The organism is Peptoniphilus catoniae (assembly GCF_901447155.2).
GTDB classification, from domain to species: domain Bacteria; phylum Bacillota; class Clostridia; order Tissierellales; family Peptoniphilaceae; genus Peptoniphilus_E; species Peptoniphilus_E catoniae.
This window is the reverse complement of record NZ_LR588416.1, coordinates 80,446-96,460: the sequence shown is the minus strand read 5'-3', so window position 1 is coordinate 96,460 and position 16,015 is coordinate 80,446. Positions and strand designations below refer to the sequence as shown.

The 16,015-nt window shown below is 34.2% G+C and carries 9 protein-coding genes; 5 read left to right on the top strand and 4 right to left on the bottom strand.

The genetic code is table 11. From position 1 onward, the window contains the following. The first annotated feature begins 18 nt into the window (after positions 1-18). From PEPCATONIAE_RS06610 to PEPCATONIAE_RS06600, 3 genes are read left to right on the top strand one after another with little or no spacing between them, the layout of a single operon-like run. Complete coding sequence (locus PEPCATONIAE_RS06610; protein WP_138160343.1) at positions 19-2,064, top strand: efflux RND transporter periplasmic adaptor subunit; 2,046 nt, start codon at positions 19-21, stop codon at positions 2,062-2,064. Continuing rightward, positions 2,057-2,758, top strand: a complete 702-nt coding sequence (locus PEPCATONIAE_RS06605) for an ABC transporter ATP-binding protein (protein ID WP_282957739.1) — start codon at positions 2,057-2,059, stop codon at positions 2,756-2,758. Before PEPCATONIAE_RS06610 ends, PEPCATONIAE_RS06605 begins: the two co-directional genes overlap by 8 nt. Further along, positions 2,745-4,001, top strand: a complete 1,257-nt coding sequence (locus PEPCATONIAE_RS06600) for an ABC transporter permease (protein ID WP_138160342.1) — start codon at positions 2,745-2,747, stop codon at positions 3,999-4,001. Before PEPCATONIAE_RS06605 ends, PEPCATONIAE_RS06600 begins: the two co-directional genes overlap by 14 nt. 78 nt (positions 4,002-4,079) lie before the next feature. Here PEPCATONIAE_RS06600 and PEPCATONIAE_RS06595 read toward each other — a convergent pair whose 3' ends face one another. Then, positions 4,080-5,357 carry an aminotransferase class V-fold PLP-dependent enzyme gene (locus PEPCATONIAE_RS06595; RefSeq protein ID WP_138160341.1) on the bottom strand — a complete coding sequence of 426 codons (1,278 nt, stop codon included), beginning with the start codon at positions 5,355-5,357 and terminating at the stop codon, positions 4,080-4,082. A 174-nt stretch (positions 5,358-5,531) separates the two neighbouring features. On the opposite strand from PEPCATONIAE_RS06595, the gene PEPCATONIAE_RS06590 reads away from it, so the two are divergent. Further along, the gene (locus tag PEPCATONIAE_RS06590) at positions 5,532-6,743 is read left to right on the top strand and encodes a dicarboxylate/amino acid:cation symporter (protein WP_138160340.1); all 1,212 of its coding nucleotides are present in this window, start codon (positions 5,532-5,534) and stop codon (positions 6,741-6,743) included. 15 nt (positions 6,744-6,758) lie between these two features. After that, a complete protein-coding gene (locus PEPCATONIAE_RS06585; RefSeq protein ID WP_138160339.1) occupies positions 6,759-7,964 on the top strand; it encodes a pyridoxal phosphate-dependent aminotransferase in 1,206 nt (401 codons plus the stop codon). Between the two features lie 188 nt (positions 7,965-8,152). Here the strand turns inward: PEPCATONIAE_RS06585 and PEPCATONIAE_RS06580 are convergent, their stop codons facing one another. From PEPCATONIAE_RS06580 to PEPCATONIAE_RS06570, 3 genes are all read right to left on the bottom strand, one after another. Beyond that, on the bottom strand, positions 8,153-10,771 hold the full coding sequence (locus PEPCATONIAE_RS06580; RefSeq protein WP_138160338.1) for a DEAD/DEAH box helicase family protein: 2,619 nt from the start codon (positions 10,769-10,771) through the stop codon (positions 8,153-8,155). Beyond that, positions 10,771-12,717, bottom strand: a complete 1,947-nt coding sequence (locus tag PEPCATONIAE_RS06575) for a DNA methyltransferase (protein ID WP_138160337.1) — start codon at positions 12,715-12,717, stop codon at positions 10,771-10,773. Before PEPCATONIAE_RS06575 ends, PEPCATONIAE_RS06580 begins: the two co-directional genes overlap by 1 nt. 328 nt (positions 12,718-13,045) lie before the next feature. Next, positions 13,046-15,931: an insulinase family protein gene (locus PEPCATONIAE_RS06570; RefSeq protein WP_138160336.1), complete on the bottom strand. Its 2,886-nt coding sequence runs from the start codon at positions 15,929-15,931 to the stop codon at positions 13,046-13,048. Between the last annotated feature and the right edge of the window lie 84 nt (positions 15,932-16,015).

The following is a 16,015-nucleotide window of genomic DNA, read 5'->3' as shown; positions in this document are numbered from 1 at the left end:
GTGAGGAAGGAGGCAGAGATGTCAAAGCTAAAAAATTTTATATCAAAACACAAAAAATTATTAATTATATTGCCTATAATTTTACTCCTACTTATAGCTGCTAAGAAAATATTCTTTAAGGGAGAGGAAATTCCTCCAATAGCTAGAAGTGAAGTTACCACTTTAGAAAAAAAAGATTTTGAAACTGCAGTTACCGAACAAGGTGAGGCAGTAAGTGAAGACAGTTTGAAAATCTATTGCGAAAAGGCTCTTCCCGTTAAGGAAATAAATGTTGAGGTTGGAGATAAAATTGAAAAGGACCAAGTTATAGCAAGACTTGATGATGCCACTATAAGGCAACAGATAGAAACTAAGCAGGCTATAATTGCAGCCAACAACAAGTCTACATCAACACAGGTTAAAAATGCTCAGGATAGACTTAATGATGCTAAAAAAAGCTTAGATGAAGGTACCAATGCAAACTTAATAGCTGCCAATAATGCAGTTCTTGCAGCCTATGACCAATGGCAAAGTGCTGAAAGGACTTATGATGACTATGAAAGATCCATCAGCTTAGGATATAATTCTCAAATTCTTCAGGAAAATACAACAGATAAGACAGCAAAGGATTCTGTAGATGCGGCACAGCTAAATTATAACCAGTCAAGGGAAAAGCTTTTAAGTCTTCAAGGAACTATAGGGGAAAACTCCTCTAGGCTAAATTCTGTAAACTCAAAAATACATAATTTAAAGGAAAGAGAGTCCTACTTAAATAAAAGAATTAATGATCTTACAGGACTTATAGAGTCAGCCTCAAGTAGTCAGACAAATTCTTCAGTAGATTTAGATAGACTTAATGAGGAGCTTATAGACATAGGTCTTAAAATAAATTCTGTAGACACAAGTGTACCCGGTTCAGATTCACTTTTAAATTCACTAAGAGAAAGAGAGACTCAAATAAGAAAAGAGATAGACAGAATTAATTCTTTGCCTCAAGATAATTCAAATCTTGGAAAGCTTGAAGCAGATAAAAGAGAGCTTGAAGCCTTAAAGGCTGAGCTAAAAAGCTTAACTGAAGATTTAACCTTAGCTCAAACTGACAAGGCAAAGTATGAAGCTGAAATAGAAAGCTCACAAAAGCAAATAGAGGCTTCCAATATGGAAATAGATCAACAGGGCCTTGTCCTTAACAAGGCTAAAAGCGATTTAAGCTTAGGAGAGGACCAAAAGGGCAAAACTGAAATGTCAAGGCAGGATCAGCTTGAGGTCTATAGAAAAAACGCCAATGACTTAAAAACCGCTTATGAAAGTGCCCTTAGAAATCTCGATGTGGCACAAGCTGCTGCAAAAAATGAAATAAGCTCTTTAAAAAGCAACCTTGATATAGCAGGAGCATCAGGAGACAACAGTGTAAACAGCGTTGATTTAAAGCATCTTTATGAAGATCTTGAAAAAACTGTAATAAAGGCACCTATATCAGGTACAGTTACAGAGATTAACATGATAAAAGGACAGGTACCGGCAGACTACCTTGCACAGGTTGATACGGTAGATAGAATTATAGTAAAGTCCAAGGTTAAGGAATTTGATATAAATAATATTAAAATCGGTATGGATGCCGAGGTTACAAGCTCCGCTCTCGGTTCATCAAAGGTATTTAAGGCAAAGGTTGAATCTATAAATCCTACACCTATTCAAAATAAAGCCATTAACACTCAAGGATCAGGGGAGGTTTATTATGAAACAAAACTTACCATTGAAGACGTGAACAATGAAATAAAACCGGGAATGACCCTTAGAGTTAAATATATTTTTGAAAGTAAAAAGGATGTATTTACAGTACCTGTAAATGCAATTTATGAAAAGAATGGAAAAAGCTTTATCCTTGCCCATATAGGAGAAAAGGTTAATAAGTATACCCTTGAGGAATTTCCTGTAATAGTTAAAGAAAAGAACGACTATGAAGCCGTAATAACATCTGATACAAAGCTTCAAGGTCTAAATGTAATTAATATGCCTGATAAATACAGTGCAGGCATGGAAGTGGGTCCTATAGAAGAATCTGACGAGGCAAAAAATGAATAGGGAAGTAAAAATTATAGACATGGCCAATATAGTAAAGAGATACTATATAGGTCAGCCTAATGAGCTTGAAATTTTACATGGTATATCCTTGGAAATTTTTGAGGGAGAATTTGTTTCCATAGTAGGAGCCAGCGGTTCAGGTAAATCAACTTTAATGAATATTATAGGACTTTTAGACAGACCCACTGAAGGAAGCTATTACTTAAACGGTCAAGACACAATGGAAACTAAGGACAAGGACCTGTCTAAAATAAGAAATAAAAAAATAGGCTTTGTCTTTCAAAACTTTAACCTTATTCCAAGAATATCCGCCTTAGGTAATGTTGCCCTGCCTATGATGTATGGCAAGGTTTCTTCCAAGGAGAGAAATGAAAGAGCCATGAACCTTCTTAAAGTAGTAGATATGGAGGACAGGGCAAGTCATAACCCTAACGAGCTTTCAGGAGGACAAAAGCAAAGAGTCGCCATAGCAAGAGCCATGGCAAATGACCCTGATATTATCCTTGCAGACGAACCTACCGGAGCCCTTGATACAAAAACCGGCAGAAATGTTATGGATATTTTCCACAGGCTTAATGAAGAAAGGGGCAAAACCATAGTCCTTATTACACACAATACCGAGCTTGCAGAAGAAACGGGACGAATTTTAACTATGACAGATGGCAGAATTGAGGTGGCAAATGGAAATACTTGAAAATATTAAAACATCCTTGTCAGGTCTACTTGCCAATAAAATGAGAAGCTTTTTAACTATGCTTGGGATAATAATAGGTATAGCTTCAGTAATAGGTATCCTTACAATAGGAAGATCCCTATCAAATACCATATCATCAGCTTTTTCTCAAATGGATGCCGCAGCTATACAGGTTATGGTTGGTCCAAAGGAAGGTTATAATTACGATGATATTTCCTCCTCCGACCTTATGACAAAAGAAGATATAGACTTGATGGAGGAAACCTTTAAAGAAGATATTAAATCCATAGTTCTTTCAGAAGGTCCTTATTCAGGAACTGTAACAAAGGATAGAGAAACTGCAAATGTTTCAATTTTAGGAACATCACCGGGCACTAAAGACATGGATAAGCTTGAAATTCTTGCAGGCAGATTTCTTAACGATGAAGACATTGAAAGAAGAAGAGAAGTGGGGATAATTTCAGACAAGGTTGTAGATAAAATCTACGGAGGAAGTACGGAAAAAGCCTTAGGATCAGAAATAGAAGTATCAGTTAATAATTCTCTTAGAAGCTATAGAGTAGTGGGCATATATAAGTATGTACCTTTTAATGCCGGGATTTTCGGTGGAGAAAATGAAGATTCTCCAACCAGTCTCTACATAGCTACAACTGTTGCAAATTCCCAATTTAATTCCTCAGGAGATGAGGAGAATTACCAATATATTTTAGTCCTAGGTAAGGACAGCAAAAATGTAGATGAGCTTTCAGAAAAAATTAAAAAATATTTCAATGAAGGCAAATACTTGGAAAAGTCATCGGAAATAGATACCTACTCTTTACAGGAGAATATGAATGAGACAAACTCCGCCATGGCAAATGTTCAACTTGCTATAGGTGCCATTGCAGCTATATCCCTTTTAGTAGGAGGTATAGGAGTAATGAATATACTTCTTGTTTCAGTTACTGAAAGGACCAGAGAAATCGGAATAAGAAAGGCCCTTGGAGCTACCAACAAGGATATAAGGCTGCAATTTATTATAGAAAGTATAATTATTTGTGTAATAGGAGGGATTCTCGGCATAATTCTCGGAGCTATTATAGGCTATGCAGGATCAAGTATGATGAAAGAGCCGACACTTCCATCAATCGGTTCAGTAATCCTTGCAGTAGGATTCTCCATGACTATAGGCATATTTTTCGGTTACTACCCTGCCAACAAGGCTGCAAAGTTAAACCCTATAGATGCACTTAGATATGAATAAAAATTATAAACCTTTAATAAAAACTCCCGACTGAAAAGCCGGGAGTTATTTTTGGAAAATTTTCAAATAAAGCTTAAATTACTTTTTAAATTTTTCCGCTATCTCTTTAGTTATAATTAAAAACTCTCTTATTTCGTCAAAGTTTTGACAGTGAAGAGGAGAAACCCTTATGGCACCTGTTAAACCTAAAGCCTCAACAATTCTCTTTGAGTATATTGAAGTGTTGACTCTGTTAAAGAGAGTGACTCCTCTTTTAGAGTATTCTTCGACAACATCTTCAAAGGATATACCTCCTATTTCTATTGCCATAATTAAATCTCTATTTGTTAGATCCTCTGTATCTATATGAACAGTTACATTGTCAATGTGTCTTAAACCTGGCACTGTTTTATCTCCCTCAAGGGCGTAGTAAAGAAGTGCTCTTTCCTGCTCGGCTATTTTGTTAATACCTTGAGAGTAAAGAGTCCTTCTATCCTTGGATTCAGTAAAGTGACTGCCGATCCAGCAAACATAATCTATAACCTTTAAAGTTGACAGATAAAGAGTCGGTGCCGGAGTACCTACCATCCATTCAGAATCATCCTTGGCAATAAGTTTATCGTGATTAAGCTTTGACATCCTTTCAGAACAGTAGCCTATTCCTAAACCTCTGTTGCCGAAAAACTTATACAAGGCGAAGTTCACAAAATCAAGACCTTCTTCAACTACATCAACAAGGCCATGAGGCATATGTTGTACCGCATCGGATATAAAATAAACATCCTTTTTCTTTTTTCTAATAAGTTCATTAATTTTTTTAAGATCCATAATGTTGCCGCTGATATTTGAAGCTGCAATTATACTTACTACAACTGTATCTTCATCAACAAGATCCGCCACGTCTTGAGGATTTATAAATCCAGTTTCCTTATCAACTTCAACTACACGAAATTCCAAATTATTTCTCTCTGCAGCTATTTTTAAGGAGTCATAGGCTGAAGGATGTTCCACATTGGAAGTAACAACATTTTTTCCCTTAACACCATCAACTATAGTTCTTGTTGCTTTAAAAAAGCAGGAGGAAGCGGAGATTTCAGTCATAATACTGCCCTTTGAGGCCCCAAAAACTGTGGTTAAAAGCTCCTTCTCGGAGTCTGTAACAATTTTGTTTATATCAAGTGCTCTCTTGTGATACCTTAAAGGGCAATCAGGAAATAGGTCCCAATAGACCTTGTCGGTAATTGACTCGGTAAGTCTTAAAGACCCTCCTGCGTTGTCAAGAAAAATTCTTTTTCCATAAGTCGGGTCATAATTGAGATAGGCGAATTTACTTCTTATTTCATTTAATAAACTTTCACTAAAAACCGGCTTATACATAAACTCCTCCTTTTATAAATTTTAAACTTTTTTCATATAGGTGAGTAAAATTTAATTATATAATTATAGATAAGTAAAGGGTTTAAAGATTAAAAACAAATTTTATCACCATAAAGTTATAATTTGATGATATAATTATAACATAAAAGACTGAAGAAATAAGGAGGTTTTCTTATGAAAAAGTTACAACTTTGGCAGCAAATAGTAATAGCTATAATTCTCGGCGCCCTTTTGGGAATATTTTTGCCGGGATACGTGCCATACATAAGCTTTTTAGGACAAATTTTTCTAAGGCTGTTAAAAATGTTAATTGCACCTTTGGTACTTACTACTTTAATAAGTGGAGTTTGTAAAATGGGTGATGTTAACCAGCTGAAAACAGTTGGAATAAGAATAGTTGCTTTTTATGTGGCTACATCTGCCATATCTGCAGCTATAGGAATGGCTTTTGCCCTTGTAAGTCAACCGGGTAAGGGAGTTACAGACCTTCTTACAGAGCAAACTGTTGAGGCTGCGGAATACAGTTTTCTCGACAACTTTATAAGTTGGATACCTACAAATATTTTTGAATCCCTTTCAACAGGAAACACCTTACAAATAATTGTCTTTGCCATAATGGCAGGGGTAATACTTCTTATGTTGGGAGAGCACACAAAGGACTTGGTAAAACTTATAGAACAAGGCGCAGATATGATGCTTAAAATGACAGAAGTTATTATGAAGTTTTCTCCAATAGGTATTTTCGCCCTTATAGCTGAAATGATGACTACTCTTTCAAGTTCAATGTTAATGCAGGTGCTTAATATGATAATAACAGACTATGTAGCTTGTATAGTTGTAATATTTATTATGCAGGCATTGTTAGTTAAAGTACTTGCCAAAGTAAGCCCTATGCTATTTTTTAAGAAGATAGCGCCATCAATGATTGTTGCAGCTTCAACCACATCATCTGCTGCAACTCTTCCTGTATCAATTGACCTTGCCAAAAAGCAACTTGGAGTTTCCGAGAAGGTTTACGGCTTTACTCTACCCTTGGGAAATACTTGCAACATGAATGGAATGGCTGTAGCAATTGGAGTAATATCAGTATTTGCTTCAAATCTTTATGGTTTTGAAATAACACTTGCATCCCTGGTTCAGTTTGTCTTTATGGGACTTGTTCTTTCCATAGGAGCTGCCGGAGTAAAGGGAGCGGGCATTGTAATGTCTACAGTTCTCTTACAAACTTTGGGTATGCCATTGACCTTGGTGCCGATTTTAGCCGCAATTTGGCCTGTTATAGATATACCTCACACAACTGCAAATATTACAGGAGATTTGGCAGGTACCTTGATAGTGGCAAAGTCAGTAAATGAAATTGATGAGAAAGTTTTATATAATAATTAATAAATGGAGGTAAAAATGAGAGATATTTTTGAGAAGTTTAAGGTTTTAGGAGTGGACAATGCTCCAGGACAGGAAGTCAGAAAAAAAGAAGACAGCTTTAACTATCTAGGTGAAAATATTCAGGGAGAGCCTGTTGACTTTTCTCACGGAGATGTTGATGCCCATACACCTATTCCGGGATCAATAGAGAGATTTAACGAAGGTTTTAAAATCGGAGGAGCTCAAGCCTATACAGAGTACAGAGGTAAAGAATCCATTAGAGAATATTTAGCCGAAAAAATCAGCGAATTTGCAGGTGAAAAATTAGATAAGGATTCAATTATTATTACTCCCGGAACCCAAGGAGCACTTTTTCTTGCTATAGGAGCAAACCTTGTTGTAGGAGATAAGGCTACTATAATTGCCCCTGACTACTTTGCCAACAGAAAACTTGTGGAATTTTTCGATGGTGAACCAAAATATGTAAGAATAAAATATGAAGATAAAAGCGATAAGGCCGGAATAGATTTTGAAGAATTGGAAAAGACCTTTAAGGAAGGTTCAAAACTTTTACTTTTCTCAAATCCCAATAACCCCACAGGTGTAATTTATAGCGAAGAGGAAATAGAAAAAATTGCAGACCTGGCAGATAAGTACGATGTTACAGTAATAGCTGATGAACTTTATTCAAGACAAATTTTTTCAGGCGAAAAGTTTACTCACATGATTTCAAAAATGAAAAACAAGGATAAACTTATAACAATTTTAGGACCTTCAAAAACAGAATCCATGAGTGGATACAGACTTGGAGTAGGATACGGCTCAAAGACCATAATTGCAAGAATGGAAAAATTACAGGCTATTGTATCTCTAAGAGCTGCAGGATACTCACAAGCAGTTTTAAAAGACTGGTTCAGTGAACCTGAAAATTGGTTAAAGGATAGAATAAAAGATCACGAAGAAATTAGAGACGCTTTAGTTGAAAAGTTTAACAAGGCTGGATTTAAAACAAGAAAGACTCAGGGAGGATCCTATGTGTTCCCAATGCTTCCTGAACTTAAAATAAGCCTTAATGATTTTGTAAATGCTCTTAGAATTCAAGCAAATGTAATTGTAACACCCGGCACAGAATTTGGAGAAGAATTTACAAGACACATTAGACTTAACTTCTCACAAGACAAGAAAAAGGCAATAGATGCAGTAGATAGAATTATAGCCTTGGCAGAAAGATATAAAAAATAAAATCTAAATAAATACACTTAATAAACCCGGCAGTACACCGGGTTTATTTTTGCTTTAAGCTCAAAAAGTATATAATTAAGTAAAGAAAGTAAGAAAAAACTAGGCAGCATTAAAGCCTACCTAGTCTCTTTCTTCATGCTATTAAAATATATATTCCAGTCCTTTCTACTCATCACTAGTTATATCTTCTACACTTGTTCCAACCACTCTCTAACTTTCTTTTCAAAATCTTCCATTCTCTCTTCTGCATTAAAGAAAGGTAGTCCTAAAATCATATAATCTTTGTTAGCAGTAACTAGGGTGTTTTCCACTTCGTGTTCATCTTTTATTTCGAGTAAAAATTTCTCTTTCCACTCATCTTTATCTAAAAGATGACTTCCCTTAGGTTCTATATAAACTTGGTAGTTTGATCTAGTACTAGACTTATCTTTTTCAACAAAAAGCAAGAAGTCAGGCTCAAATCTTTCTCCATCAGAAAAAGAGTAAATCGCAAGCTCTGGAATTCTTTCATTTCTTACCAGGAAGAATTTAACCCCTTTTTCTTCTAATTTAGGCTTAATCTCCCTATTAAAATATTTAATAAAGAGTTTTTCTTCGCTTGTTCCGAAGTTGTCATTGTAAACATACCAGTCCTGGTCAAAAAGGCTTAGTTGGTAATTCTTATTTGGGTTGGTGTTTTGGGATTCGCCCATACCTCCACTAGTATCGATACTTGATAGATAGATAGACTTATTCCTTATAACATCGGACAATTTGCTTGGAGAAAATACTCTCGATCCCTCATACTCAGGTTTTAGACTTAATATAAAAGAAGAAATGCTGTTAAAGGCTCTTATAAGCCCATTAAATATATCTCTTCCCGCGACCATCTTATTACTATGGACAATCTCTAAAACATTATTCCCTAAATAATTGTCATCAGTTAAAAATTCTCTGACTGATTCTAATCTTGGATACTTCTCTTTTAAAACAGAAAATCTAAGTTCTCTAAAACTTTCTGCAGCACCAGATAAAATATTATAGGGTATATCTTTAAACTTATAAGAGGTATTAAGCATATATTTTGCCGGTTCTTCAAGCACTTTATCTTGTCCAAAAAGAGTATGAATCATTCCACTTGAATCCCTTACCGTATAAGGATGAATAGTATTTTTTTTACTTTCTTCAAGCCCTTTAACATTAGACCTATCCTTTTGTACACGTGTATTTGAAAATACAAAGCCCTTTCTATAAATTTCAGACTCTTTGAAAGAATCTTTTACTTCATAGGTGATCTTTATCGGGTCTTGGTCTTCCATTCCTGTTGCAATAAGTGCTTGTCTTAGCTCAGAAATATATTTAGAGTCGTCTCTCGAGTGAAAATACATAGTTTCAAGCACTCTATTGGGATTGTCTAAATCGTAATCATACTTTCTTTTAAATCTCTCTTGGCTTTCATCCACCTTAAATGGACAATACCTGGCTCCACGTCCAATAAGCTGAGCTTCTTTAATAGTATAGTTAGATATTCCTTTTCCACCTTGACGGGTATCATAAAGCCTTACGATATCAAATAGATTTAAAACGTCCCATCCTTCATTAAGCATATCCACGGCAAAAATAAAACGAATTGGATTATCCTTATCTTCCAGTGAATTTACCTGTAGTTGCTGGTCTGTCGTATTGTCAGCCGCTCCATTCATGATAATGGACTTATCTTTTGTGAAACCGTCTTTTAATGAATTAACTAGAAGCATTAGAGAATTATCTTTCTTTTTAAAATATTCAAGAGCAGAACTTAGCTCTTTTATCTCCGTATTGTATAAGCTTTCTAAATCACTTGTCGATAGACTTTTCAATTTTTCAAAAAATTCATCATAAAATTCTTCCGAGTCATTAATCCTTTGGGACTTAAAAAGAACAACAGGCTTAATGTTTACACCGGAATCAGAGAAGAGATATTTTCTATACTCACTCATTACAATAGCCATCAATGATCTTTCCCAAAGGGTCGAATTAGTAGCAAAATTTTGAAAGTCTTTAGTATAGCCTGACTGTCTAAAGTTTAAGAGTGGATAATTATAAATCATCTTATCCAAGTATTTTGCTCTTACATTCTTATCCTTAATATCTGCCGTTGCCGTAAACTCTAGGAGTACATGATCTTTATTTCTGTGAAATGCATTCATCACTGAGTATTCCCAAGAGTTTTTGTCAGCCTCTTCATCTTTTGTCAGTCTTTTAGTTATGGTATTTACATGGTGAGATTCATCCGATATAAAGACGATTTTTGTGTTTTCAAAATCTTTATAGGTCAAGGAGTTTTCCTTTGGAGCTAATAGATCAAAGTGTAGTTTTTGTGTAGTTGTAAAGCATATATTAATATCCTTTGAAAGACTATTCAGTCCCATAAAATTGTCTACTTCTTTAATCTTGACCTTGTCTCCCAAATATTCGATTTCTTTGCTAAATAGATACTTATTTGAAAGAGCATTTAAAAAGTTCTCTTTGGTTTTTTCCAGTATATTGGTCTGGTTAACAAAGAAAAGGAAGTTTCTATATCCTTTGGTGTATAGGTACAGGATAAGCCCCGCCATAATAACGGTCTTTCCGGACCCTGTTGCCATGTGAAATAATGTATGAATCTGTTTATTCTTAGATAGCTCTTTGTTTTCTACATATGTTATAAAATACTGAAAGGCCTCTTTCTGATAATCTCTTAAAAGGATTTTTTCTGAAAGTCCACTTTCAAGGGTGTTAGGTAGTTCTTTTAGAAAACCAAATTTTTTTACTGAATCTAATTCTTCATATAAAAATTTATCATCCATTAGTCCACCTCATAAAAAGATTTAGTAAACCTTTTATCTGCTTCTGAAATATTAAAGTCAGCATTATCTATATCAGAATAATTTACATAGAGCTTATTTTTATCGACTAGTTTTATAAGAGCTTTTTTCTTATCTTCAAGAGTTAATTCTTCAAACTCAGTGTCCACACTTTCCAGTTCTTCTGTGGTGATATAAGGAACTATTCTTTCATCCTTGTAGATTTTTGCTTTTACATCTTTTACAGTATTCTCATCAGCGTTTTCTATTTTTCTTATAAGGTCATTTCCATTTTCCATAAGCTCACAGTATACAAAAGAACCTCCTCCCTGCCAATTGACAGCTTTTGAAATACCGCCTTGCTCACCGTCTATTACTTTTTTTAAACGCTCTATCGTTATGTCTTCAATATAATCCATTTGCTCCACACCAATAAACCTACGATTCATTTTCATAGCAACTGCTGCAGTTGTGCCTGAACCAAGATGGAAGTCAAGAACTATATCATTTTGTTTTGTTAAAATATCTAAAAAAAATTGTATATATTCTTCTGGCTTTTTCCCATTTCTAAAAGATACATTTCCTTCATCGCTTACTAAATTATATTGTTTGACAAAATTTAAAAAATTAGGGTATGGTTTTAATGTAACATTTGAAGATATAGGCTTTCCCTGATAATAAAAACCATTTTTATTATTTCCTTTTGGGAGTTCAAATATTCTAAATAGCCTTCCATCATCGCCCATATCAGGAACTGTAAATATAGTCCCCTTTGGATATTTTGATATTAAAGGTTCTAAATTAGCCACATAAAATCTACCGCTTGAATTCTTTTCTCTTATACTGCCTCTTATCGACATTGATTTTAATCCATCTGAATGGCCTTTTCTTCTAATTATGTTAACATTTTCCGGATAATATACAGATACTAATTTATCTCCTAAATTTAACACTTCATTTGGATTATTTTTAAACTCAAAATCATATTGGTAGTCATCGTTAGTCTTCTCTATAATTTGCTTTGGCATTTTATAATTCTTATCTCTAGAATATAATAATGTATATTCTATTACATCATTAAATTCTTTATCTCCAGTCAAACTTCTTTCAGGGTGTCTTACAAGAGTATTAAAATCTAATAAATGTTTTCCACTATCGAAAACCTCATCAGCAATTACTCTTAAATATGGGTATTCATGGAAACTTATTTGAATTAAGATTATACCTTCTGGTGAAAGTAGTTTTTTTGCTACCTCCAGTCTATTTTTCATAAATACTAGCCATGTTGATCGATTAAAATTATCATTGTAACCAAAACTATCACTTCCAGTATTATAAGGAGGATCTATATAGATACACTTAATCTGTCCTTCGTATCTTTTTAATAAGCTTTCAAGTGCGATTAAGTTATTGCCTTTGATGATTAAATTATCATCTTCATTAAAAGTAATTCCTCCTTCTACACCGCCTTTTGTATATCTTTTTGCCTTTGTAAATACTTTTGGATCAAGCATGCGTCTTATTTCATCTTGAGCTAATGTTTCATTATAGAAAATTTCTTTTCTGTTTTGGTCGTCCTTTGTTTGTCCTCCTTCAAGAACACAGTCCTTATAGGGAAAATCCAAAACCACATCACTTTTTTGTGATATAAAATCTCCATCACTTGTTAAACCAATTTTATTGGTATAAGACGTGTAAGAGTCCGGCAAGAATTCTTTTGAATCAATTATCCAGGCAAATTTTTGCTTGTCAAAAACGAGAGTATCATCCACTTTTAAGAAGAAGGCTTCTTTAACTTCTTCATCAGATAGTAATAATGAAATTAAATTTTTATCCATGGTCATAATATCTGAATACACTTTGGCTTTTAACAGTTCTCCATCTTCCGACCTGTACTCTTCTTTTGTTTTTAAAAGTTCTCCTAGTCTATCATACAAACTTTCTTTCATTATTCTTTCTCCATTCTATATTACAATACTTCTGAGATATCACATTTAAAATACTTACAAATTCTACTTAATATTTCCATAATCACATTCTAATCTATTAATTTCTTTTATAATATTATAGCTTATTTTAAAGCTTAATATATACAAATTCATTGAGTCGGTCTTGATTTTGTCATTCGCTAATAGCAAAATAACTTTTACCTTTTGCCTTTGTCGGACTTTAGAGGAAAGTAGAAATATAAAAATCGGCACAAAGGTTAATACCTTTATGCCGATTAAATTTTAAGGTAATAAATACCTAATTAAGATTTACTAAAAGAAATTATTTTTATCTATTAAGTTTTATTATTTCTTTAAAGAGATTTTTATTTTCCTTAAGGATTTCTTCTCCGCCTATGGCGCAAATATAATTTTTCTCCATGGCTTCTTTAAGAAGGGGAGCAAGGGCTTTTAAATCTTTAAGCTCTGTATTAATCGCCTCTTCTTTAAACTTTGAAACCTCTTCTTCACTTGTGCCTGTCATATATCTTGAAAAGTTAAGGCTGCCTTTACCTGATGGTGGAAGATGGGGATCAAAGGTATTCATAGTTCCGATAATAAAGTTTTTAATGTCCTCTTTGTTCATATCTAAATTTTCTACAAATTTATAGATATTGTTATAGACCTCTACAGTTTTAATAAGATTTGGGTCTCTGTAGGAGTAGGTTGCAAGGTCTGTTCTTGAAATTTTCATCCCGCCGCCGTAGGCTCCTCCCTTGGCTCTTATATTGTCGTGGAGGTAGGTTGATGAAAGTATATTTGAAAGGACTGAGTAGGTTCCGTTATACTTTGCCTTTAGTGAATCTAAATCATAGCCCTTGGATATATACTGCACATTTGAGGGCATGGAGAAGGCTTGGTTCTTGGCTTCTTTTTTAAATTCATAGTCCCAAGCTTTATAGCTTTTGTTAGGAAGGGAGCTTACAAATTCCTTTAGGTATTTTTTATTTTCCTTAAAGGATTCTTCTGAACCTGTAAAGTTTATTACCAATCCTTTTCGGTTTATAGATTCGGCTAAAAGTTTCTTTATAGATTTATAAAAATCCTCCCATTTTTCTTCAAACCTATCTAACAGATCGCAGGTGTAGAAGTAGTAGGGCAGTCCTCCTGTTTTTGCATTATAGGAAGATTGCTTGGAGGAATAACTTCTTACTGTTTCCATCATTAGAATGTGACCGCTTTGCAAAATACTTGATTCGTTTGAAGATTTTTCCATAAGAAGGACTTCCTTTATTCTATCCTTGTCTTCAAGCTCTGATTTAAAAAGAATTTCTGAAATTATATCTAATGATTTTTTTAAATTAATGTCCAGGCTGCTAAAGTTTAGGTTAAGTCTTCTCTTAAGCTCTTTATTATTTGAGTAGTCCTCATAGGAGGTGGGACTTATAGAGTAGCTGCCTATAACCTTATAGATTTCCGAATCCAGCTTTGAGTAGGAATAGTTTTTAGTTGACAGTTTGCCGAGAAGAGTTGAAAGCAGGCTTAAGTTTTCAAGGTCCTCTGTTTTAATGTGGCTTGTGTCAAAGGAGATAGTAAGATAGGATATACCGTTGGTAAATTGTGGGTTAAAAAGGTAAGTGGTATCTTCTTCTTCAATTACCTGTCTTGGAATATGAGTTATTTCTTTTTTTATGTCTGATATTTCAAGAGTGGGTATAGTCGCCTTATCCTCAGGGCTATCTTCTGTAAGCTGAAAGTCAAAAAGCTCCTTTGTCTTTTTAATCAGGTTGTTAATTTCTGAATCGCTTAAGGATTTTTTATAGGCTTCAAGTTTATTTGAAAGCTCCAGGGCTTCTTTTTTAGACTTGCCTACTTCAGGTCTTGCTTCTAAAAGCAGAGCATAGCTGTTGTTTAAAAGTTTCTTCTCTATATATCTTTCCACAAAGTCCGTATTTATGCTTTCCCTCAGCTGTTTAATTAAGTCGTCGGTTTTTAAACTGTCAAGGGGAGATTTGTCGTAGAGCCAGGAGTTCATGGCCCTGATATTATAGATAATTGCCTTTAAGGCACCGCCACCTTCTCTAAAGGCAAATTCAAATTTGTTAAGAGTCGCTTCTAAGAGATCCTTGTTGACACCGTTTTTCACAAGATCCTTAAGGCTTGAAAAAATTGTATTTTTAAATTCCTCTGCTCTTGAAGCGTCGGTGTTTTTAGCAATAATTGAAAAGTCCAGAGCAAGGGAAGATGATCCTTCGGCATAAATGTCTTCTGCCAAATTCTTTTTTAAAAGCGCCATCTTAAGGGGAGCTGAGTCGGAATTAACTAAAAGCTCGATTAAAAAGTTTTGCATAAAGGAATCCAATTTGTTGTCCGCAGTCCCCATACACCAGCTATAGGCAAGGTAGTCTCTGTTTTTTTTATCTTCATCAGCATCAAAGCTTCCCTTAATGTGCTTAGGCTCTTTAAAGGCTTCATTTAGAATGATCTTTGAATCTATATCCTTGTAGTCAAAGTGCTTAAGGTAGTTTTCATCAATAAAGCTCAAAGCTTCTTCCATATCTAAATCGCCATAGAGATAGATATAAGAGTTTGATGGATGGTAGAATTTTTTGTGAAAGCTTAAAAATTCTTCATAGGTTAAGCTAGGTATATCTTTAGGATTTCCCCCTGAATCAACTCCATAGGAAGAATCCTTATGAAGGTTAAGGCAGATAAGATCTGAAATAAGGTTTTGGGGATCTGAATAGACACCTTTCATTTCGTTATAGACTACACCATTATAAATAAGTGGAGAGCTTTTATCCTCAAGCTCATAGTGCCAACCTTCCTGTTTAAAAATTTCTTCTTTTTCCCTCATAAGGGGATAAAAAACCGCATCAAGATAAACATCCATAAGGTTGTATAAATCTTTTTTATTTCTTGAGCTTACAGGATACATAGTTTTATCGGGATAGGTCATTGCATTTAAAAAGGTTTGCATACTTCCCCTTATCATATCCATAAATGGTTCTTTAGTTTTATACTTTCTTGATCCTGACAAAACGCAGTGCTCAACTATATGAGCTGCTCCCTTTGAGTCTTTGGGAATGGTTCTGAAGGATATACTAAAAGCCTTATTTTCATCCTTATTTGAAAGGGTGAGGACTTTAGCTTTAGTTTTTATGTGTTCATAGACCTTAACTTCTGAGTCTACGTCTTTTATATATTCATCATTAATTAATTTATAATTTTTCATTTAGACCTCCTTAGATACATATTATACACGATTTAAAGAAAAATTTTTATAGAGGGATACTATAAACTTAGCTATTTGGTATAA

What these genes read in the sequence shown, in the direction of transcription:
- PEPCATONIAE_RS06610 (WP_138160343.1), top strand. Translation starts at nt 19, where the DNA reads ATGTCAAAGCTAAAAAATTTTATATCAAAACACAAAAAATTATTAATT.
- PEPCATONIAE_RS06605 (WP_282957739.1), top strand. Translation starts at nt 2,057, where the DNA reads ATGAATAGGGAAGTAAAAATTATAGACATGGCCAATATAGTAAAGAGA.
- PEPCATONIAE_RS06600 (WP_138160342.1), top strand. Translation starts at nt 2,745, where the DNA reads ATGGAAATACTTGAAAATATTAAAACATCCTTGTCAGGTCTACTTGCC.
- PEPCATONIAE_RS06595 (WP_138160341.1), bottom strand. Translation starts at nt 5,357, where the DNA reads ATGTATAAGCCGGTTTTTAGTGAAAGTTTATTAAATGAAATAAGAAGT.
- PEPCATONIAE_RS06590 (WP_138160340.1), top strand. Translation starts at nt 5,532, where the DNA reads ATGAAAAAGTTACAACTTTGGCAGCAAATAGTAATAGCTATAATTCTC.
- PEPCATONIAE_RS06585 (WP_138160339.1), top strand. Translation starts at nt 6,759, where the DNA reads ATGAGAGATATTTTTGAGAAGTTTAAGGTTTTAGGAGTGGACAATGCT.
- PEPCATONIAE_RS06580 (WP_138160338.1), bottom strand. Translation starts at nt 10,771, where the DNA reads ATGGATGATAAATTTTTATATGAAGAATTAGATTCAGTAAAAAAATTT.
- PEPCATONIAE_RS06575 (WP_138160337.1), bottom strand. Translation starts at nt 12,717, where the DNA reads ATGAAAGAAAGTTTGTATGATAGACTAGGAGAACTTTTAAAAACAAAA.
- PEPCATONIAE_RS06570 (WP_138160336.1), bottom strand. Translation starts at nt 15,931, where the DNA reads ATGAAAAATTATAAATTAATTAATGATGAATATATAAAAGACGTAGAC.